The 20,964-nt window shown below is 61.5% G+C and carries 20 protein-coding genes and 1 riboswitch; of the genes, 10 read left to right on the top strand and 10 right to left on the bottom strand.

Annotated features, from left to right (window positions below):
* Positions 1-11 precede the first annotated feature (11 nt).
* Positions 12-1,124, bottom strand: coding sequence for an LPS export ABC transporter permease LptF (gene lptF, locus AAHA39_RS13060; protein WP_320655631.1), 1,113 nt, complete (start codon positions 1,122-1,124; stop codon positions 12-14).
* A gap of 172 nt (positions 1,125-1,296) precedes the next feature.
* On the opposite strand from lptF, the gene pepA reads away from it, so the two are divergent.
* From pepA to AAHA39_RS13075, 3 genes are all read left to right on the top strand, one after another.
* Entirely contained in the window at positions 1,297-2,805 is a 1,509-nt protein-coding gene (gene pepA / locus AAHA39_RS13065; protein WP_033115499.1) for a leucyl aminopeptidase, read from the top strand.
* Between the two features lie 175 nt (positions 2,806-2,980).
* Positions 2,981-3,436 (top strand): DNA polymerase III subunit chi, encoded by a 456-nt coding sequence (locus tag AAHA39_RS13070; RefSeq protein ID WP_320655633.1) that lies wholly within the window; start codon positions 2,981-2,983, stop codon positions 3,434-3,436.
* A 65-nt stretch (positions 3,437-3,501) separates the two neighbouring features.
* On the top strand, positions 3,502-6,354 hold the full coding sequence (locus tag AAHA39_RS13075; RefSeq protein WP_320655635.1) for a valine--tRNA ligase: 2,853 nt from the start codon (positions 3,502-3,504) through the stop codon (positions 6,352-6,354).
* A gap of 66 nt (positions 6,355-6,420) precedes the next feature.
* On the opposite strand, the gene AAHA39_RS13080 is transcribed toward AAHA39_RS13075, so the two are convergent.
* On the bottom strand, positions 6,421-7,407 hold the full coding sequence (locus AAHA39_RS13080) for a sodium:calcium antiporter (protein WP_320655638.1): 987 nt from the start codon (positions 7,405-7,407) through the stop codon (positions 6,421-6,423).
* Positions 7,408-7,494: 87 nt separating this feature from the next.
* A riboswitch (yybP-ykoY riboswitch) is annotated at positions 7,495-7,602 on the bottom strand.
* A 172-nt stretch (positions 7,603-7,774) separates the two neighbouring features.
* On the opposite strand from AAHA39_RS13080, the gene AAHA39_RS13085 reads away from it, so the two are divergent.
* Positions 7,775-8,362 carry a superinfection exclusion B family protein gene (locus AAHA39_RS13085; protein WP_041210085.1) on the top strand — a complete coding sequence of 196 codons (588 nt, stop codon included), beginning with the start codon at positions 7,775-7,777 and terminating at the stop codon, positions 8,360-8,362.
* A gap of 92 nt (positions 8,363-8,454) precedes the next feature.
* Here the strand turns inward: AAHA39_RS13085 and AAHA39_RS13090 are convergent, their stop codons facing one another.
* The 4 genes from AAHA39_RS13090 to AAHA39_RS13105 all read right to left on the bottom strand — a co-directional run bounded on the left by AAHA39_RS13090 (position 8,455) and on the right by AAHA39_RS13105 (position 11,065).
* Complete coding sequence (locus tag AAHA39_RS13090; protein ID WP_320655691.1) at positions 8,455-9,315, bottom strand: AraC family transcriptional regulator; 861 nt, start codon at positions 9,313-9,315, stop codon at positions 8,455-8,457.
* Positions 9,316-9,319: 4 nt separating this feature from the next.
* Entirely contained in the window at positions 9,320-9,817 is a 498-nt protein-coding gene (locus AAHA39_RS13095) for a GNAT family N-acetyltransferase (protein ID WP_041210083.1), read from the bottom strand.
* Between the two features lie 105 nt (positions 9,818-9,922).
* The gene (locus AAHA39_RS13100; protein ID WP_041210082.1) at positions 9,923-10,438 is read right to left on the bottom strand and encodes a GrpB family protein; all 516 of its coding nucleotides are present in this window, start codon (positions 10,436-10,438) and stop codon (positions 9,923-9,925) included.
* 309 nt (positions 10,439-10,747) lie between these two features.
* Positions 10,748-11,065 (bottom strand): DUF1496 domain-containing protein, encoded by a 318-nt coding sequence (locus AAHA39_RS13105; protein ID WP_320655643.1) that lies wholly within the window; start codon positions 11,063-11,065, stop codon positions 10,748-10,750.
* A 223-nt stretch (positions 11,066-11,288) separates the two neighbouring features.
* Between AAHA39_RS13105 and AAHA39_RS13110 the strand changes: the two genes are divergently transcribed.
* Both AAHA39_RS13110 and AAHA39_RS13115 read left to right on the top strand, forming a co-directional pair.
* Entirely contained in the window at positions 11,289-12,542 is a 1,254-nt protein-coding gene (locus AAHA39_RS13110) for a hypothetical protein (RefSeq protein WP_320655645.1), read from the top strand.
* 137 nt (positions 12,543-12,679) lie between these two features.
* Positions 12,680-13,456, top strand: coding sequence for a substrate-binding periplasmic protein (locus AAHA39_RS13115; protein WP_320655647.1), 777 nt, complete (start codon positions 12,680-12,682; stop codon positions 13,454-13,456).
* 38 nt (positions 13,457-13,494) lie between these two features.
* On the opposite strand, the gene AAHA39_RS13120 is transcribed toward AAHA39_RS13115, so the two are convergent.
* Positions 13,495-14,316 (bottom strand): helix-turn-helix transcriptional regulator, encoded by an 822-nt coding sequence (locus tag AAHA39_RS13120; protein WP_320655649.1) that lies wholly within the window; start codon positions 14,314-14,316, stop codon positions 13,495-13,497.
* 180 nt (positions 14,317-14,496) lie between these two features.
* Between AAHA39_RS13120 and tyrS the strand changes: the two genes are divergently transcribed.
* The 3 genes from tyrS (at position 14,497) to AAHA39_RS13135 (ending at position 17,608) form a co-directional block, all read left to right on the top strand.
* Complete coding sequence (tyrS, locus tag AAHA39_RS13125) at positions 14,497-15,762, top strand: tyrosine--tRNA ligase (protein ID WP_320655651.1); 1,266 nt, start codon at positions 14,497-14,499, stop codon at positions 15,760-15,762.
* 197 nt (positions 15,763-15,959) lie between these two features.
* Positions 15,960-16,871: a lipase family alpha/beta hydrolase gene (locus AAHA39_RS13130; protein ID WP_042030171.1), complete on the top strand. Its 912-nt coding sequence runs from the start codon at positions 15,960-15,962 to the stop codon at positions 16,869-16,871.
* Complete coding sequence (locus AAHA39_RS13135; RefSeq protein WP_320655653.1) at positions 16,868-17,608, top strand: lipase secretion chaperone; 741 nt, start codon at positions 16,868-16,870, stop codon at positions 17,606-17,608. The genes AAHA39_RS13130 and AAHA39_RS13135 overlap by 4 nt, the downstream gene beginning before the upstream one ends.
* A gap of 44 nt (positions 17,609-17,652) precedes the next feature.
* On the opposite strand, the gene AAHA39_RS13140 is transcribed toward AAHA39_RS13135, so the two are convergent.
* The 3 genes from AAHA39_RS13140 to sgrR are packed head-to-tail and all read right to left on the bottom strand — an operon-like array spanning position 17,653 to position 20,563.
* Positions 17,653-18,366 carry a hypothetical protein gene (locus AAHA39_RS13140; protein ID WP_320655655.1) on the bottom strand — a complete coding sequence of 238 codons (714 nt, stop codon included), beginning with the start codon at positions 18,364-18,366 and terminating at the stop codon, positions 17,653-17,655.
* Between the two features lie 32 nt (positions 18,367-18,398).
* A complete protein-coding gene (locus AAHA39_RS13145; RefSeq protein ID WP_033115515.1) occupies positions 18,399-18,794 on the bottom strand; it encodes an acyl-CoA thioesterase in 396 nt (131 codons plus the stop codon).
* A gap of 50 nt (positions 18,795-18,844) precedes the next feature.
* Complete coding sequence (gene sgrR, locus AAHA39_RS13150) at positions 18,845-20,563, bottom strand: HTH-type transcriptional regulator SgrR (protein WP_320655659.1); 1,719 nt, start codon at positions 20,561-20,563, stop codon at positions 18,845-18,847.
* Between the two features lie 99 nt (positions 20,564-20,662).
* Between sgrR and AAHA39_RS13155 the strand changes: the two genes are divergently transcribed.
* The gene (locus AAHA39_RS13155; RefSeq protein WP_320655661.1) at positions 20,663-20,839 is read left to right on the top strand and encodes a hypothetical protein; all 177 of its coding nucleotides are present in this window, start codon (positions 20,663-20,665) and stop codon (positions 20,837-20,839) included.
* Positions 20,840-20,964: the final 125 nt, after the last annotated feature.

Genomic DNA, 20,964 nt, shown 5'->3' on the forward strand with positions numbered 1-20,964 from the left:
ATGTTGCAGCATCATGCTGATTTTCTGTTGAAATAACGCCCTTTCACCCCATTCCACCAGCTGGTGCCCTGCAGGTTGAGGGGCAAACCAATAAAAAGCAGGTAACCGAGCGGAACCAGGAACATCCCCGGCCAGTAGGGCAACCGGCCGCTGTCGATGGCCGAACGGGCGGCACTGAGCAGCAGGAAGTAAGAGAGATAGAGCATGATGGCAGGCAGCAGCTTGGCGTAACGGCCTTGACGGGGATTGACCCGCGCCAGCGGCACCACCAGCAGGGTCAGCACCGGAATCGAAAGCGGCAACGAGAGACGCCACTGCAGCTCCGCCATCATGGCGTTGTCTTGGGTACCGAACAGTTCCATGGTCGGCCTGGCTGCCGCCTTGCGGTTGGAGCGCTCCATCTCCTGCTGGCGAATGATCAGGCCGTACTCGCGAAAATCGGAGACCTGGAACTGCTTGCCGGAGAAGTTGCCCTCGTAGCGGGAGCCATCGATCAGGGTCAGCCACTGTAAACCGTTGGCATCCACCGTCACCACCCCTTCGGATGCCACCACCACAGAGGGGGGATTGTTCCCTTCGGGTCGCTGCAGCACGAAGATTTTGTGCAGTTTGGAGCCGTTATCATTCAAATCCTGGATGTAGGCAACCAGACGCCCCTTGTCGAGCTCCATAAAGCGACCCGCCTGCAGGAACGAGATGCCGGGGTCGGCCTTGAAATCATCGATCACCTGATACTCGCGCTCCTTCGCCTGCGGGGCGATCCAGCCGGTATTGAAGGCTGCGACAGCGGCGGTGAGCAGCGCCAGAAACATGGCATTGCGCATCACGAAACGGTGGCTGAAACCAACCGCATGCATCACCGTCATCTCGCTTTCGGCATAGAAGCGCCCGTGAGCGAACAAGATGGCCAAAAACAGGCTGATTGGCAGCATCAACAACGCCATGTTGGGCAGGTTGAGCAGCAACAGGGTAGAGACCAGACGTGTCGGTACCTCGCCGTCGGCAGCGTCGCCAATAATCTGGATAAATTGCTGGCTGACAAAGATAAGCAGCAACACGAATAACACTGCCAGCTGGGTTTTCAGGGTTTCCCTGAACAAATATCGGAAAACGATCACAGTCATTCCCAAGTAAACTTGTGTTTTTAGTCGAATGCCTGAAAAATAGGGCCGTATATTGGATTTTTACCAGTTTAAACTGCGGAGCCAGTGGCTGTTCGCTCCGCCTCTGATACCCCAACAAGCACCGCATTATTCAATAAAAGGTGCCTTTTGTCTTTAGGATGTAGGAGATTCCATGGAGTTCAGTGTAAAGAGTGGCAGTCCTGAGAAGCAACGGAGCGCCTGCGTCGTAGTCGGCGTATTTGAGCCTCGTCGCCTCTCTCCGGTTGCCGAACAACTGGACAAGATCAGCGATGGCTATATCAGTTCGCTGCTGCGCCGTGGCGACCTGGAAGGGAAACCAGGCCAGATGCTGCTGCTGCATCAAGTACCGGGCGTGCTCAGTGAGCGCGTACTGCTGGTCGGATGCGGCAAGGAGCGGGAACTCGACGAACGCCAGTACAAGCAGATCATCAACAAGACCATCACCACCCTGAACGAAACCGGCTCCATGGAAGCGGTCTGCTTCCTGACCGAGCTGCACGTCAAGGGTCGGGATACCTATTGGAAGGTGCGTCAGGCGGTAGAAACCACCAAGGCGGGCCTCTACAGCTTTGATCAGTTCAAGACCAACAAGGCCGAGCCACGTCGCCCGCTGCGCAAGCTGGTATTCAACGTGCCGACGCGTCGAGAACTGACCATTGGTGAAAAAGCCATCGCTCACGGTCTGGCCGTGGCCAAGGGTGTGCGGGTCTGCCGCGACGTGGCGAACATGCCGCCCAACGTCTGCAATCCGGCCTATCTCGCCTCTCAGGCCCGTCGTCTGGCCGATGCCTACGACAACATCACTACCAAGGTGGTGGGCGAGCAGGAGATGGCCGAGCTCGGCATGAACTCCTATCTGGCAGTGGCTCGCGGTTCCGACAACGAAGCCATGATGGCCATCATCGAGTACAAGGGTCATCCGGACGCCAAGCCCATCGTCTTGGTCGGCAAGGGTCTGACCTTTGATTCCGGCGGCATCTCCATCAAGCCGGCCGACGGCATGGACGAGATGAAGTACGACATGGGTGGCGCCGCCTCCGTGCTCGGTACCATGCATGCGCTGGCACTGTTGCAATTGCCGATCAACGTGGTTGGCGTGCTGGCAGGCTGCGAGAACATGCCGGGTGGCAACGCCTATCGTCCGGGTGACATCCTCACCTCCATGTCCGGCCAGACTATCGAAGTGCTCAACACCGATGCGGAAGGTCGTCTGGTGCTGTGCGATGCGCTGACCTATGTGGACCGCTTCGAACCGGACACCGTGATCGACGTGGCAACCCTGACCGGTGCCTGCGTCATCGCGCTGGGTCACCACACCTCGGGTCTGCTGGCCAACCACAACCCGCTGGCCCACGAGCTGCTCAACGCCTCCGAGCAGGCGGGTGATCGCGCCTGGCGTCTGCCGCTGTTCGACGAGTATCAGGAGCAGATCGACAGCCCGTTCGCCGACATGGCCAACATCGGCGGTCGTCCGGCCGGTACCATTACTGCGGCCGCCTTCCTGTCACGCTTCACCAAGAAGTACAACTGGGCCCACCTGGATATCGCCGGGACCGCCTGGAAGAGTGGCAAGGATAAAGGCTCCACCGGTCGTCCGGTGCCCCTGCTGACCCAGTTCCTGCTGAACCGGGCTGGCGTGGATATCGAAGAGAAAGAGTAACCCTTTCGCCCTGTCTGATGCGTGCATCAACGGGGTTGGCGTTACCCTGAATCACAAGGAAGAGGCCCGCCTCTTCCTTGTTTCATTCTTGAATCAGTGAGTTGCGAGCGGAGAAACACCCCGCGAGCCTCATGAGGCGGTCAATAGTCCGTCACTGCAACACGGGATCAACCTGATGAGCCAAGTGACCTTTTACCTGATGAGTGAACAGGGTGACGCGCAGGCTTCGGCCATCGAACGGCTCGCCTGCCAGCTCGCAGCCGATAGCTGGGGTGCGGGCCATATCTACCTGTTCTGCGACGATGAGGCTCAGGCTCTGCGCCTCGACGAGCTGCTGTGGCAGCTGCCGCCGGAGCGCTTCGTACCGCACCAGCTGCAGGGCGAAAGCGGTCAGGCGCCGGTGGAGATCGGCCACCAGCCGCCACGCCGGCGCTACGCCCGCCTCATCAATCTGGCCAAACAGACACCTTTGTTTGCAGGACACTTCGCTCAAGTGGTAGATTTTGTCCCCACTGACGAAACACAAAAGCAGCAAGCCCGCGAGCGCTACAAGCACTATCGCCAGGCAGGCCATGCCCTCGAGATGAGGGATCAGCCCGTCCTTGCCGCACCGGATCCGGCGCAGCCCTGACTGCGCCGCCAGTGATCCACGACGAATCAACACCAGAATCCATCCATCCAGATTACGGCGAGACCATGGAAAAGACTTTTAATCACAACGCCATCGAACAGGCGCTCTACCAGCACTGGGAAGCTCAGGGCTACTTCAAGCCCCACGGCGACACCAGCAAAGACTCCTTCTGCATCATGATCCCGCCGCCGAACGTCACCGGCAGCCTGCACATGGGTCACGCCTTCCAGCAGACCCTGATGGATACCCTGATCCGCTACAACCGCATGCAGGGCAAGAACACCCTGTGGCAGGCAGGTACCGACCACGCCGGTATCGCCACCCAGATGGTGGTTGAGCGTAAGATCGCGGCAGAAGAGGGCAAGACTCGCCACGATTACGGCCGTGATGCCTTCATCGACAAGATTTGGCAGTGGAAGGAAGAGTCCGGCGGTACCATCACCCGCCAGATGCGCCGTCTGGGCGACTCCGTGGATTGGGAGCGCGAGCGCTTCACCATGGATGAGGGTCTCTCCGCCGCCGTGCAGGAAGTGTTTGTCCGTCTTTACGAAGATGGCCTGATGTACCGCGGCAAGCGTCTGGTGAACTGGGATCCGAAACTCAACACCGCTATCTCCGATCTGGAAGTGGAGAACCGCGAGATCAAGGGCCACATGTGGCACCTGCGCTATCCGCTGGCCAACGGCGCCAAGACCGCCGAAGGCAAGGATTACCTGATCGTCGCCACCACCCGTCCGGAGACCATGCTGGGCGATACCGCCGTTGCGGTAAACCCGGAAGACCCGCGCTACAAGGCGCTGATCGGCCAGCACATCCTGCTGCCGCTGGTGAACCGTCTGATCCCCATCGTTGCCGACGAACACGCCGACATGGAGAAGGGCACCGGTTGCGTGAAGATCACCCCGGCCCACGACTTCAACGATAACGAAGTGGGCAAGCGCCACAGCCTGCCGATGATCAACATCTTCACTCTGGATGCCCACGTGCGTGCCGAGGCCGAAGTGGTCGATACCAACGGCAACCCGAGCACTGCCTACGACGCCGCCCTGCCGGCCGAGTTCGCCGGTCTGGAGCGCTTCGCCGCTCGTAAAGCGATTCTGGCCAAGCTGGAAGAGCTGGGTCTGCTTGACGAGATCAAGGATCACGTGCTGCAACAGCCTTACGGCGATCGCGGTGGCGTGCCCATCGAGCCGATGCTGACCGACCAGTGGTACGTGCGCGTGGCACCGATGGCCAAGACCGCCATCGAGGCGGTAGAAGATGGCCGCATCCAGTTCGTGCCGAAGCAGTACGAAAACATGTACTTCTCCTGGATGCGCGACATTCAGGACTGGTGCGTCTCCCGTCAGCTCTGGTGGGGCCACCGCATCCCGGCATGGTATGACGATGCCGGCAACGTCTACGTTGGCCGCAGCGAAGATGAAGTGCGCGCCAAGCATAGCATCCCGTCCGTAACCACCCTGCGTCAGGACGAAGACGTGCTCGACACCTGGTTCAGCTCCGCCCTGTGGACCTTCTCCACCCTGGGCTGGCCGAACAACACCGAGGCACTCAAGACCTTCCACCCGACTGACGTGCTGATGAGCGGCTTCGACATCATCTTCTTCTGGATTGCCCGGATGATCATGATGACCATGCACTTCATCAAGGACGAAAACGGCCAGCCGCAAGTCCCGTTCAAGACCGTCTACATCACTGGTCTGATCCGTGACGAAGAGGGCCAGAAGATGTCCAAGTCCAAGGGCAACGTGCTTGACCCGCTCGACATGATCGACGGCATCTCGCTGGAAGACCTGCTGGAGAAGCGCACCGGCAACATGATGCAGCCGCAGATGGCCGAGAAGATCGCCAAGCGTACCGCCAAGCAGTTCCCGGAAGGGATCGATGCCCACGGTACCGACGCCCTGCGCTTCACCCTGGCGGCACTGGCCTCTACCGGTCGTGACATCAACTGGGACATGAAGCGCCTGGATGGTTACAACAACTTCTGCAACAAGTTGTGGAACGCCTCCCGCTATGTGCTGATGAACACCGAAGATCAGGATTGCGGTTTTGCCGGTGGCGAAATGCAGTTCAGCCTGGCGGATCGCTGGATCCAGTCCCAGCTGCAGGTGGCTATCCGTGACTTCCGTACCGCCCTCGATACCTACCGCTTCGACATCGCGGCTGGCGTGCTGTACGAATTTATCTGGAACCAGTTCTGTGACTGGTATCTGGAGCTGACCAAGCCGGTACTGACCAAGGGTTCCGAGGCCGAGCAGCGCGCTGCCCGCCACACCCTCGTGACCGTGCTGGAAACCCTGCTGCGTCTGGCGCACCCGATCATCCCGTTCATCACCGAGACCATCTGGAAATCGGTCGCCCCGCTGGCCGGCGTACACGCCGACACCATCATGATTCAGGCCTTCCCGGAGTTCGACGCCGCCATGGTGGACGAAGCCGCGATGGCGGATCAGGAGTGGGTGAAGGAGTTCATCGTCAGCATCCGCAACATCCGCGCCGAGATGAACGTGGCGCCGAGCGTGCCCCTCAACGTGCTGCTCCAGTGCGATGCCAAGGATGCCCAGCGCGCCGCTGACAACGAGGCCTTCCTCAAGTCGCTGGCCCGTCTGGAATCCATCCGCGTACTGGCGGACGGAGAAACCGCCCCGCTGTCAGTGAAGAAGTTGATCGGTGCTACCGAGCTGATGATCCCGATGGCCGGTCTCATCGACAAGGATGCGGAACTGGCCCGTCTGGCCAAAGAGGTTGCCCGTCTGGTGGGCGAGTGCGGCCGCATCGAAGGCAAGCTTGGCAACGAAGCCTTCGTCGCCAAGGCGCCGGAAGCGGTCATCGCCAAAGAGCGCGAGAAGCTGGAAGATTACCGTCTCCAGCTGACCAAGCTGGAAGCCCAGCAGGCCGAGATCGCCGCCCTGTAAGCGCTGCCCAACCGATACAACAAAGCCCCCTGCCAAGGGGGCTTTTTCATATCCGCGCTTCCCGTTTCAGCGCACCAGCAGCCAGCCGCAGAAACCGAGATAGAGCAGACCGACCAGCGCCAGCCGTCCGGCGGTCATGGTTCCCTTTCTGAACCCCCACCAGAGCAACCCGACCGCCAACAGCGTCACCAGCGAGGAGGCCATCATGGCGCCATCCAGCAGCCAGGGGGTAAAGAGCAGACAAAACGCCTTGGGGATGGTGCCCTGGATCATCATGGCCCCGGAGATATTGGCCAGCGCCAACCGGTTCTTGCCCTGCCGCACCCAGATCAGCACGTTCATCAGCTCCGGCATCTCGGTCGCCACCGGACTCAGCAACAGGGCTGCCAGCACCGGCGAGAGACCAAACTGCTCGCCCATGCTCTCCAGCTGATGGACAAACAGCTGGGCCGCCAGCGCTACCACCACCAACGCAGCCAGCGTCTGCAGCAACACCTTGCCAAGGGGCGGGATCCCGGCATCTGGGGCCAGCTTGAGGGGCTCCGGCAATTCGACTTCGTGGCTGTCACTCTGTTTCAGCTCGCGCCTTACATAGACGAGGTAGACCAGCAGGAAGAGCGGGGCCAGCCAGCTCTTGCCGGTGAAAGCGACCAGCCCCAGCGCGGTCGCCACCAGAAAGATCCCCATAAACCAGCGCTGATCCCGGCCAATCTCGCGCTGCACCTCGCCATCGATGGCGCGCTCGGTACGCCCCATGCAAAGCAGCAGGGTTAGGCCGACTGCCGCATAGCCGATGGTCGCCAGCACCAGCGGCCCGCCAAGGGCGGCGCCAATGCCGATCTCCTGCTGGGCGGTCGTGTTGCCCATCAGCAGAGCGGTCAGGGTCACGATACACTCGGGCAGCGCCGTACCCAGTGCCGCCAGCAGGGAGCCGGTGGCGCTTTGGGATAGTTTGAAGTGGTGGCCGGTCCACTCGATGCCGTTGACGAAGTATTCGCAGGCAAGGTAGATGGTGACCGCAGAGACGAGAAATAACAGCAGGGTAATCAACATAATAGATACCGCCAGGCGAGCAGAATAACCGATGGACCCGACATGGCTCGCCCGGCTGGCGTGCATATCGAGGCCAAAGGTCTTGCAGAGCGATAGTGCCTATCGCCGCCCATGCCATGGATACGAGGATCCAAGAGTGTTGACATGGGCCCGGCCCGGAATGCGGACGGGTTGCTACTCCCCAATGACTGAGGGGATGTTTTACCAACTCGACCGCCGCCTCACAAGGCAAATTAATGACAACTCATTCAATAAGTTGTAAGGGAATGTAACCTCGCCAGCCTCCCCTCCCCGCTGCCATTGCGCTGTTGGCACACCGATTGCTGTAGGTAGTTCACTATCCACAACAGTTTGGGAAGGATGAACAATGAAACGGTGGATCCAACATTTCTATCAACTGAACCGCCTCAACTGGATGATGGTCTGGTTGTTGCTCTGTTGCAGCATCATTTTGCTGTTTCCGGCCGGACTGATGAAGGGTGCAGTCAGCCAGTGGGCCACGACCCACGCGGCCTGGCTGGGTGTCGGCATGTTGATCGCCATCTCCTACTTCTGCAGTCAGGGCTTCCTGATCGCCTGGGAGTGGGCCTGTGACGAGTGGCAGGCACGCCGCCAGCAAGATCAACTGGCCCAGATGATCAGCTTCCTCGATTTCAACGAGAAGGCGGTGCTGCGCGAGTTCGTGCTGCAGCGTAAAAGCGTCATAAACCTGCCGATCACCGAGCCCGCCGTCAAAAACCTGATGGATGCCGGCGTCCTCACCTACGCCTACGGCAAACCGACGCGCGAGAAAGAGGACGAGAACCAGATCCGCGCCCTGATGATCGCCTTGCCTGCCCGACCGCTGCTCACCTACAAGGTGCTGGGGCTGTCGCGTGGCAAGATGAGCGACGAGCAGGTGGAGCAGATCATGAATGCCAGACCCAAGTTCGCCCAGAAGAGCCTGCAGCGCTAATCAGCGCCCGCTGATATAAAAAGAGCCGGACACTGTCCGGCTCTCTCGTTTCTGCGCGACGTTCTGTACCATCCCTTCCGTCTTGCTGCGCCCTACCCCTTTAGGCTGGAGCAAAAGCTGACATCGTCCTGCACAGGATCATCGCTCATGCTGTGATAGAGCTCGAAGCAGGGACCATTGCCAAACTCCAGCCCGGCAGCAACGATGTCGCCGATATGCTCCTGCCAACGAGGGCCATACTGACTGCGGTCGGTAATAAGATAACGGGACTGGGCGTAACGACCGGCGGGAATAAGCTGGATCTCGACCGTTCCCATCCCCACCGTCCCCGCAGGCACCGTCACCCCGATGTCAGTGCGACACTGAGCTGGCGGAGTCACCTCGGGGTTATCGTGATAGATGAAGATCCACTCCCCACCTTCCAGACCGCGGGCGCTGGCCCACTGATGCAGCTGGCTGCAGACGGGGTCATACCCATCGCCATAGGGGCCGGTGACACGTATATAGGCCAGAGTACGGGCGTCCATCTCGATGATTTTCATGGTATTGCTCCTTGCAGATGAGTGACCCTCAGCATAAGGATTCGGCTTCACAAATGCGTGTCCATCCTTGCTCATCAAGTGTCCATTCTTGCTCTTGTCGTGGCGAAACTCTCCCGGCGTGCAACCATAGTAACGGCGAAATACCTTGGCAAACGCCTGGGAGCTGGCGAGCCCCGCCCCCAACGCAATGGCCGTGACACTGGCATCGGTATAGCAGAGCTGCCAAGCAGCCCGCTGGATGCGCAGACGACGACACATCTCCCCGGGCGTCTCCCCCGCCACAGCCGTAAACACCCGGTGAAAATGGTAGAAAGACAAGCAGGCACTGCTTGCCAGCGTTTCGATGGAGAGATCGGGATTCTGCTCCAGCGCCCGGATCACCGGGCGCAATCTGGCCTGATAATCGACCATGCCGTTAGCGACTGGCGCCCCCCGCGACTCTGGCCATATAGAACACATCCACATAGCGCCCCTGGCGGAAGGCATAATCGCGGGCCCGCCCCTCCTCCACAAAGCCGAACTTGCGATAGAGCGCCAGCGCCGCTTCGTTATCGACAAAAACCGTCAGCTCAATCCGGTGCAGGTTGAGCCAGTTATCGGCCAGATCCAGCGCCGCGGCCATCAGGGCAGAGCCAACCCCCTTACCGGCCCAGTCATCCCGCACACCCATGCCAATCCCGGCCACATGCTTGCGTCTGGGATTGGGCTCCACATGCAATGAGATCTGACCCACCAGTCTCCCATCGGCCTCCGCCACCAAGGCGACCACATCACCGTTCTCCAACCGTTTTTGCCACTGGCTAAGGGGAGGTGTGGGCAGGTGCAGAGTGCCCGCCTGGGCATTGGGCATGGCGTAAAGATCCCGCAAGGCGGGGGCATCGGCGGGTTCGGCATGACGGATGGTAATCGACATATGAGGCTCCTTCTCGAAACCCCCATCATGCAATATCCGGCTGATTTGCACATCCCCCCAGCCCACTTATTCGCCGGGCCGTAGCTGAGGTACGACACCGGGTTTCTAACGCCTGCTGGCCAGCCAGCTCAGCGCTCTCGCCTCGTGCTCTTTCACAAAGTCATTCTTGCCCTCGCAATAGCGCTCGATCCGGTTCTCACACTGCGCTGCAACCGTCTCTTTCAGAGCGGCATACTCCCGGCAGATGGCAGGATGAGCCCTGAGATAATCACGAAAGGCCAGATGACGAACGACATGGGGATCCCCCTGCAAGAAGGCATGGATCTGGTGCGTCCTCTCATCGCCGCCTTTGCGAAAATAGCGACGCCGCGAGATGCCGCACTCTCCCATCGCTTCGTACCCCATTACTTCCAGCAGACCGTTTTGCTGGTCTAGCCGCTCCAGCGAGGAGACCTCCAGCAGGATATCTATGATGGGCTTGGCCGCCAGCCCGCTGACCGAGGTGCTGCCGATATGGTGCACTGCGAGCAGACACTCATCCAGCAGGCTGCGCAGTTGGTCTGCTTCTGCCTGGAAGAGGGCTGGCCATTGGGGACGGTAGGGAACTACTTCGACTTTCACGGCATCTGCTCCTTGGGGATACGTGGCATCAAGCCATTGGCAATGGGGAACGCTGGCCGGATTTGACGGCAACACATAACAAAAACGGAGCCGAGGCTCCGTTTTTTTACTTCTGTATCAATCACGGACAGAACGCGCTTCGCGCTCTTGCCGCTCCCTTGCCAACAGGCGTTTGTACCACCAGCTACTGCGACGACGTTGTGCATTGGAAGAGCGACGAGCCATTTCTTAGGTTCCAGCCATGAGAAGAAGGAGCTGCATTATGCGACAGGGATCACGCCCTTGTCTTTAGCTGGATCAAGAAATGGGTCACTGACCAACCGAAATCGTTTTTTGTTGTCGATCATCGCGGGTCGCCGGCAATACGGTCGCCGCCGAACGCCAGACCAGCGGGCCATTGCTCTCCAGATCGTTCTGCGGGCCACACTCCAGCCAGATATCCCCCTGCAGAATACGGGCGCCCTGCGAGTACTTCTGATCCTGAAACCAGCAGACCCGCTCCGGCAGGGAACCGAGCGGCAATACCAGCTGGGTACTGCTCCCCTCGCCAGCCACCCTGGTATCAGTAGCTGCATGAACGGGCAACAGCCAGCAGGATGCCAGCAGCCAAAAAACTCGATTTTTCATGGACTCTTCCTTTACTGCGGTGAGCTCAGCCAATAGGGAGCGACCATACCGCGTGTTTACTTTACCGGCAAATGCAAGGCTGACTGGTATTCCGGAACCAATATGGTAGCCTGCCTGCGCCCGCTGACTATCTCTTGTCGTCAGCCGTCAAATTCCGGTGAACTTGTCCGTTCAAGACAAAATATAACCTTATTTATCAAATCGTTATTTGGATATTATCCCAATGCGTATCATGCCGTTGCTCAAGGCGGCCTGCCTGAGCCTGATGTTGTCCGCCTGTGTTGCCCCTCTGCTGATGATGAGCCCCACCAGCCAGTTGATGTGGGCCCTGCTCAAGCCACTGGTCGGCTTCGATCCCAATGAGGCGAACCTGTTCGAACAGCCTCTCGTCAAGGATCGGATGACTGCCATCCTTGGCCCCAACTACGACACCACCATGCAGCTGCTCAAGACTGCCAACAAGCTGCAGCAGGAGGGGCCGCTCTTCTACGTGCTCTCCGAGTATGCCCCCGTACCCGACATCGCCAAACAGGCGGGTATGGTCTGGAACTCGCAAACCAACCAGATGTCCGTACTGCTGCAAAAAGGGGATGGCACCACCCAGACCTTCGGCGAAAATCTGGCGGGTACCACTCCGGTCTGGCCAACCGCCATGCAGGGCTGGCAGGCAGCAGCGACACCCCTTGCCACCACCAGCAACGCGCTGACGGGCAGCAGTGCCAGCTCGAGTGCCACCGCCCCCTTCTCGCTGGGTAGTGCGATCGGCAACGCCACCCGCAGCGTCACCGGCTCCCTGACCAACAGTGCCACGCAAGCGATCAGCGGCACCACCAGCAAGCTGACCGGACAAACCACTCAGGCCGCAACCACTGGCGCCGCCAGTGCAGCCAAGAGTGCAACGGCCGCGGTTGCTCCGGCCAAACAGGCTGTCGCCAACACCACCGCGACCGTTCAGGAAACCAAAGCGGCGGTAGTCCAAACCAGTCAGGCAGCGAGCAGTGCAGCGGCTACCGTAGCTCCAGCAGCCACTAAAGCCGTCGTAGAACCCGCCAAGCAGGCGGTCAGCAACGCCGTCGCGACCGTAGCTCCAGCAACCACCAAAGCCGCAGTCGAGCCCGCCAAACAGGCGGTCAGCAGTGCTGTCGCAACCGCAACACCGGCAGCAACCAAAGCCGTCGTCGAGCCCGCCAAGCAGACAGTCAGCAGTGCAGTCGCGACCGCAGCTCCGGCAGCAACCAAGGCCGTCGTCGAACCCGTCAAACAGGCAGTCAGCAGTGCAGCGGCTACCGTAGCACCGGCAGCAACCAAAACAGCCATCGAGCCAGCCAAACAGGCTGTCAGCAGCGCTGCTACCGCCACGCAGCAGGTGAGTGCCGCCAGCCATACCGCGGGCGAGAGCGTAGCCGATGCCGCCAAAGAGGCAGAGGCCAAAGCCCGCGCCAAGGCAGAAGCAGAGATGGAAGCCCTGCTCAAGTAATGCCACAGGCCACCGCAAGGTGGCCTGTTACTTTCCACCATACCGGGTGGCAATATCGTGCAATCTGATCATGAAGTTGTGGCAAAGGCCACATAGACTGTTAGGTAACACCAGTCTATCCGCACAAGGAGTGTGTCATGCGTTGTCTGCTCTCTGCTCTGCTCGGTTTTGCCCTGCTTGTCGCGCTCCCTGCCCATTCCTTTATCTACTACTCGGAGCAGAACATGCCCCTCAACGGGCAGGACAAAAATGGCCAACCGGTGGGGATGGCCGTCGAGTTGCTGCGGCTGGTATGGCGTGAGTTGGGCGAACCTGTTCAGCCGATCCATTTTCTACCCTGGGCGCGGGGCTGGTATCTGCTGACCCAACAGCCGGAGGCGGTTCTTTTCACCACGGCTCACACCAAAGAGCGGGATCCCCACTTCCTCTGGGTCTGCCCAATCAGCTTTTCTCGGGTAGCGCTGGTCGGTCGCAAGAAGGATGCCCCCAAAGTGACCAGCAAAGCGGATCTCGCCAAACTGCATATCGGGGTGATGCAGGCGGATGTAGGTGAACAGCTGCTGCTCAACCGTGGGGTCAGCCCGCTCAACCTGATGTCGGTAGAGCGGATGGATCAGGTGGTGCGCCAGCTCATCATGGCCCGCACAGATCTGGTTGCCGGCAATGAGGTGATGCTGTTTCACCAGTTGAAAGAGCTGGGATTCAAACCTGAAGATTTTGTCACCATCGCCATCCTGGAGGAACAGGACAACTGCTTTGCCTTCAACCCACGGGCCGACAAAAAAGAGGTCGCCAAAATACAACAAGCGCTCGACAAGGTCAGACAGGGGGGAGAGTTCAAGCGCTTGCTATCCCGCTATGAACACCTAACCCCTCCTCGCGGCGCCGACAGTAGCCTCCCCCGAATCGAATAGCACCACAGCCCGCCACCTGGCGGGCTCTTTATTTCCCGTTACCCCTCTTCGCTGACAGCCGCAGGCGCCGTAATGAGGTGATTGAGGAAGAAGCGGAACAGCTCGGCCCGCGAGCGCAGATGCAGCTTGGCGTAGAGGTGCTTGCGGTGATTCTTCACCGTACCGCTGCCGATGCCGAGCGCACCGGCAATGGCCTCGGTGTCGAGCCCCTGCAACAGCAATCCCGCCACCTGACGCTCGCGGCGAGTGAGGCTTGCCCCTCCCACGCTGGCGATGGCCTGCTCCACGGTCGCCTTGAGATCGGCGCCACCCGGCAGTGCCGGACTCTGTGCCAGCAACGCGGCGCCCTCCCGCCAGTGCTGGCGGCACAGCGAATGCACCAGCGGAAACAGTGCCTCCAGCCGGGCCAGCTCGTCACGGCTGAGGGTGCTGCGCTTGTCGAGTCGCCCCAAAAACAGCATCAGGGTGAGGCCGTCCCGCACCGGCAGGATCAGCCCCACCTCCTCCTGCCAGCCGGTGGCCTGATAGAAGTGGTGGCGATACTCGGGGTCGAGCCGACCTTGAGAGACCTGCGCCAGCGTCCAGACCCCGGCCTCCATACCCTGTTCCAGCGCCTGCATAAAGGGATCCTGGCTGAAGTGGCGGGTGAGGTAGCGATCGAACAGCAGCGCACGCTGGTGGTGCAGGTTGTCGTAGAGGTAAACGGGGCGCTGCCCCACCCCGAGCAGCAGGGCGCAATCGAACGCTACCTGCTGCTGGATAAGACGCACCAGCGCCGCCGGAAAGGCGCTGCCGTGCAGGGCATCGACCACCTCGGTCATGCTGCGGGTCATGGCATCTGTGGCAAGAGTCTGGATCATGGGCGCTGGGTCATGACGATGGCTTCCGGGTGGCGGACAGGCTTCCCGCTATGGTTGTGCGATGGTCACACGATAGCCGGATGCTAGCACGAGAGTGGCAAAACTGTCCCCTAAGGGACATATTCGGCGCGAGCCGGAACGGCGAGGATGTGGCCTTTTCCCTCTGCTGTTGGAGAACCCATGATCAACCCCCATCTGCTCGATGAGCTGACCCGACGCGGCCTGGTGGCCCAGAACTCCGACCCGGTGGCGCTGGCTGACCACCTCGCTACCCCGCGCACCGTCTACTGCGGCTTTGATCCCACCGCCGGCAGCCTGCACATCGGCCATCTGGTGCCACTCTTGATGCTGCGCCGCTTCCAGCTGGCGGGTCACACCCCGGTGGCGCTGGTGGGTGGGGCCACCGGCCTTATCGGCGATCCCAGCTTCAAGGCGACCGAGCGCAACCTCAACAGCGCCGAGACGGTGCAGAGCTGGGTAGCCAGCCTGTCGGCCCAGATAAAAGCGCTGCTGCCAGCCAGCGAAGGGCTGGCGGCGCCGCTGCTGGTCAACAACGCCGACTGGATGGGGCAGATGTCCGCCCTCGATTTTCTGCGCGACATCGGCAAGCACTTCTCGGTCAACGCCATGCTGGCCCGCGAATCGGTGCGCCAGCGGCTGGCCCGCCCGGATCAGGGCATCTCGTTCACCGAGTTCTCCTACGCCCTGCTGCAATCCCAGGACTTCGCGGTGCTCAACCAGCGCCTCGGCTGCACCCTGCAGATTGGCGGCAACGACCAGTGGGGCAACATCACCAGCGGCATGGATCTCACCCGCCGCCTCAATCAGGCACAGGTCTATGGCATGACACTGCCGCTCATCACCAAGGCGGACGGCACCAAGTTTGGCAAGACCGAGGGTGGTGCGGTTTGGCTCGATCCGGCGCTCACTTCCCCTTACGCCTTCTACCAGTTCTGGCTCGGCACGGCGGACGAGGATGTCTACCGCTTCCTGCGCTACTACAGCTTTATGCCGCTGGCCGAGATTGAGGCGCTGGAGGCGGAGGATGCTACGCGGCAAGGACGCAAACTGGCCCAACAGGTGCTGGCCGACGAGCTGACCGAACTGGTGCATGGCAAGGGGGCGCTGGCAGCGGCGCAGCGCATCAGCGAACTGCTGTTCAGTGGCGAGGTGGCCCGCCTTGGCGAGAGCGATCTGTCCCAGCTGGCACAAGATGGCATGCCAAGCTGCCGTATCGAGCGGGAAACCGATCTGGTGACCCTGCTGGTAGAGAGCGGTCTGGCCAACTCGAAGCGAATCGCCCGCGAGCTGCTGGCGGCAGGCGCCATCAGCCTCAACGGCGAGATCCGCCGGGATGAGCCGCTGACGACGGCTGATCGGCTGTTCGGCCGCTACCTGCTGCTGCGCCGGGGCAAAAAGCAGTACCGGCTGGTGATGTGGCACTGATTCCCGCTTGGTTGGGGAGGCATCACAAGGTCGCCTCCCCGCCTCAACCGCTGGCCAGGGATGGCCACAACCTCTTTTGAATCCCAACTTGCGATCCCCCTCACAGCCCGTTTCTCAAGCAGCCACCATACTGGCACCGGCGAACATGGAGTCCGCCCCACCTCACAACCCCTGACAAATCGACAAGGATGCTGATGATGAAGAGATGGCTTCTGGTGCTTCTCTGCACCCTGCCCATGCTGGCGCACGCCAGCGGATATACCCAGACCCGCTACCCCATAGTGCTGGTGCACGGCCTGTTCGGCTTCGACAAGCTGCTCGGGGTCGACTACTTCTACGGCATTCCGCAAGCCCTGAGCCGCGATGGCGCCAAGGTCTACGTGGCTCAGGTATCTGCTACCGCCAGCTCCGAGCAGCGGGGGGAGCAGTTGCTCGCCCAGATTGAACTGCTGCTGGCCGCCACCGGCGCCGAGAAGGTCAACCTGATCGGCCACTCCCACGGCGGCCCCACCATTCGTTATGTCGCCTCGGTCGCCCCTGAGCTGGTCGCCTCAGCCACCAGCGTGGGCGGGGTGAACTACGGCTCCGACATCGCCGATCTGGTGCGCACCAATGCGGCGCCCGGCTCGGCCGCCGAGAAGTTGGCTGCCGCCGCTGCCCACGCGCTCTCCGGCGTCATCTCTCTCCTCTCGGGGGGCAGTCAGCTGCCGCAGGATCCGGTCGCCGCGCTCGATGCCCTCACCAGCAAGGGAGCCAGCCAGTTCAACCAGCGCTATCCGGAAGGGCTGCCCAGCCAGTATTGCGGCGAGGGGCCGATGCGGGCGACCAACGGCGTCTACTACTTCTCCTGGAGCGGACGCGGCAACATGACCAATATTCTGGATCCGGTGGATCCGGCGCTGGCGCTGACCGGCACCTTCTTCAAGGAGCCCAATGACGGGCTGGTCGGCGTCTGCAGCAGCCACCTCGGCAAGGTGATCGGCACCGACTACCGGATGAACCATCTGGATGAGGTGAACCAGTCCTTCGGCATCCACCACCTGTTTGAAACCGACCCGGTCACCCTCTATCGCGACCATGCCCACCGCCTCAAGGAGCTGGGACTATGAGGATCGTCACCCTGCTCGCCGTCCCCTGCGCCATCGCCCTGCTGCTCGGCGGCGTGCTGCTCTGGCCGGCAGCCCCGACTGCGCAGGTGGCGCGCCAGCAAGGCGTACCTGCCGCCAGCAACCATCACCACGATCCCGTGCAGGAGGCCGCCGACGAGCTGCAGGAGCGTTATCGCGCTTTTATCTCGGCCCAGAGCAGCCTGACCGTGCCCACCGATATCACCCTCGCCAGCCTGCAAATCCTCTTCGACGAGCGGGAGCAACTGCGTCAACAAAGCTTCACCCCGGCCGAGCAGGAGCAGCTGTTTGCCGAAGATCGTCTGATGGAGCAGTGGACCCTGCGCCGCAAGGCGCTGGCCGAAGCAAGCGATGCCGACAAGAAGGAGTTGGCCAGCGAGCTGGAGATCTGGCTGGCGGCGCAGCCCCAGTGGTTTCAGGAGGCCGAAGCCAACGGCCGCCTGCTGGGCGAGCTGCAGGCGCTGGAACAGATGGAGCCAGCCAGACGGGATGCCCTGTTGCTTGAAAAGGCGGGGCCGGAAGCGGTGGATAGGATCCATCAGCTTGAGCAGGATCGGCAGGGATTCAAGGAGCAGCTTAACGGCTATCTGGCCGAGTTGGGGCAGTTACCCGCCACAGCCAAAGCCGAACAGCAGCAGGAGCTGCTGGCCCGCTGGTTCGAGCCACAGCAGTGGCGACGGGTCGAAGCGCTCACCCGGATGAAGCTGGGGGAGCAGTAAGCCAATGACAAGGGGCCCGCGATGGGTCCCTTGTTGTGGTGCGCTTATTGCGGCTTGTTGGTCGCCGGCAGCGGCTGCCAGGTGAGGCGAGTCACCTGATGGCCCTGCACCTCGCACTTGAGGCTCAGCTCCTGCCACCCCTTCTCCTGACGCAAGGAGACATCGCCCGCGATCCCCTGCTCGCCAATCTTCAGCTTCTCCTGCTCGAAGATCACCTTGTCGCCACCAGCCAGCTCCATCAGCTTGCCGTTGCAGAGCCAGTGGGCGAGCTCAGCCCCCTTGAGCTTGACGCTGCCCTTGGCGGCCTTCTGTTCGGCAGCGCCGGGAGCAAAGAGCTTGCTCAGCTCGGCGGCCCGTTTGGTGAGCCACTCCTGACGCTGCTGCATGCTCATCTTGCTGACGAACTCGGCTGGCTGACCCTTTTCGTCCAGCCATTGGGTCAGCTTGCCGCTGTCATCAAAGGCGAACTGGGCGGCGGGCTCTTTGACCCCGAACAGCTTGCCCCCCTTGAAGTAGTAGCGGCTCTCCCCCTCCAGCTTGCCCAGCTCGTTCATGATGGGCACGGCGATGATGACGGGGGCGCCATCGACCCAGGCCTTGATGTCGACGCCGTCGTGGCTGAAGAGACGGGTATCGAGGGCACTGGCGGCCCCCTTTTCCATCAGGGAGAACTGTTCGGCAAGAGTTGCCGCCAGAGACGGCAGGGAGCAGAGCCCCAGCCCCAAGCCGAGGCTCAGTGCGATCACGGTATTGCGCATATGTGTCCTGTGTGTTGGCCGAAAGGCCCGGGTTAACTCTCTATCAACCAGGCCCGCAGCCCCTCCCGGTGAGTCTCGCTCAGAGGGATGGATTGCCGTGCCCGATAGTCAAAATGGATCAGGGTCGTCTCGCCGGTGACGGCCAGCTCCCCCTGCTGCCAGGCTTCCTGCCAGATGGTGAAGGAGCTGCTGCCAATGCGGCGCACACCGGTCTTGATGGTGACCGGCTGGCCGTAGAACAGCTCCCGTTTGAACTGCACCGTGTAGCCCGCGATGATCAGGTGCCAGTCATGCACATCCAGCTCGGGCGAAAAGATCCTGAACAGGGGATCCCGCGCCGACTCAAACCAGACCGCCGGCACCGTATTGTTGATATGGCCGAGGGCATCTGTCTCCTGAAAGCGGGGTTGGATCTGCATTTCCAGCATGGCTGGTGACTCCTTGTCGTTGAACCGCGCTCAGGCTAACGCGCCCCGCATCAGGACTCAAGCTCCCCGCCATCGCCCTCTGCCTGACCAACCAGCTCGGGTCGCAGCCAGGCGCTGCGAAAATCGAACCAGCCGAGCGCCGTCATCCGCACCCCGTGCACGCCGGTACGGCTCTCCAGCTCAAGCCAGTGGTGAAACAGCGGCACAAACCAGCCCTGCTGCTGCACCCGGGCCATCAGGGCGCGCGGGCCGGGTTCGGCACCGCTGGCGCGCCACTGCGTCAACCCCTGCCACAACGGCAGCTGGCTGGCCCACACCCGGCGCAGCAGCGGAGTGCCCTGCAACCAGCCGTAGGGGGCAAAGGGCCCCTCATGTTCAAGGTTGAGGGTACCAAGCCAGAGATCCACATCCTCATCCTCGCCGCTCACCCAGCGGCCGTAATCGAGGGTACGCACCTCCAGCTCAATTCCCTGCGACCCGAGCAGGTCGGCCATGGCACCGGCACACTCGTTGAACTCGATATGCTGGTTGAAACAGGCGAGCACCAGCCGCTGTGGCAGGCTCTGTGGCCGGGGTTGCGGCGGTGGCAGCGCCTCGCGCCAGTGGGGCAGCATGCCGAGGGCGCTGGTCCAGCCCCGTTGCAGCTCGGGGGCAACCCGTGCCATCAGGGCCACCGGACTGAGCAGCTGAATGATCCAGTAGCGCAGAGCAGGATCCTGCAAGGCACGGGAGCGCTCATCCTGCAGCAGGAAGTAGCAGCCCGATTCGAGCTCCGACTCGCCGCGCATGATGCCAAGCTCGGGGCTGTCGCGTCCCAGCTGCAGGTGGCTCTCCAGCCGCTCCGCCAGCTCCGGCAGCATCCAGATGTCGATCTCGTCGAGCAGGGCGCGCAGACCGAAGTAGTCGTCAAAAGCGGCGAGGCGCAGCTGCAGCGGGTCGTTGGCGATCACCCGATAGGGGCCGGTGCCCACTGGTTGCAGGGCAAAGCCCGCCTCCCCCTTGAGCTCGCGCGGCAAAATGGCCGCCACCGGCTCGGCCAGCAGGTCGGGCAGCAGGGGATCCGGGCTGTCGAGATAGAGATCCAGGGTGCGCGGCCAGGGGCTCTCCAGCCGCGCCAGATGGGCGAACAGCGGGCGATCCCGCAGGGCCAGCAGACTCTCCATCACATCCTCCACCACCAGCTCTCGACCGTGGTGAAAGCGCACCGCCGGGCGCAGGTAGAAACGCCAGTGGCAGGGGCCGACCTGTTCCCAGTGGTGAGCCAGATCGCCCTCGATTTCCCCATTTTCCTCATTTCGCCAGGTGAGGCCGTTGAAGATCTGGCGGCTGAGATGCACCTCAGAGCGACGCATCGGGCCGGTAGGCAGCAGCTGCGGCAGCGGCCGGTAGTAGGGCACCCGCAGGATCTGACGCCCCTCGCGGGTGGCCTGACCTAGCTGCTCGAGCAGCAGCGGGGTGAGCAGATCGAGGCGATCTTCGGCCAGCCGCACCGCCTGCGCCAGCTGCCCCTCACTGAGCAGATCCCGCAAGCGGCGCCGGGTCAGGCTCTCCTGACTGTCGAGCAGAGTGAGCCGGGAGCGCCGCCCCCGCCCCGCTTCCGCTGTCCAGTTGAGCCAGCCCTGATCCTGCATCCGCCGCAGCAGCAGACGGGCATTGCGCGGGGTGCAACAGAGCAGCTCCGCCACCTCGGCGAGACTGATCTCCCGCTCATCGCAGCCAAGCTGCTGGGCGAGCCGTTGAAATTGCTGGTAGAGGCGACCGGTCGGCATAAAAGAGGAAACCCTTCATTCAAAAGTCATCAGTTTTTACTTCCTCATTTTAACTCAATACTGACGATGACGCTGAGCAACAACATAAGGAGCCTCACCATGAACCATCACATCGATCCCAAACCGAACCGGATCCAGCAGATCCTGCGCCGTTACTTCAAGCGGATCCTGCCGCGCCCGCTGCCACTTATCGAAGATCCCATGCAGCAGCTCAACCGCCTGATGCAGTGGGATATGAACCAGATCGACGACAAGGAGTATCGCCGCCGCCTCTGAGTGCGAGCCGTGCCATCCACTCGGGACGGGCATCCCCTGCGGGAGCAATTGCTTTGCCGGATCTTGCTGTTTACATCGGCCATGGGCCTGATAGATTGGACGTCTATCCATCTATAACTGCCATA

Source organism: Aeromonas sp. SE22, from assembly GCF_038739755.1.
In the GTDB taxonomy this organism is placed as follows: domain Bacteria; phylum Pseudomonadota; class Gammaproteobacteria; order Enterobacterales; family Aeromonadaceae; genus Aeromonas; species Aeromonas jandaei.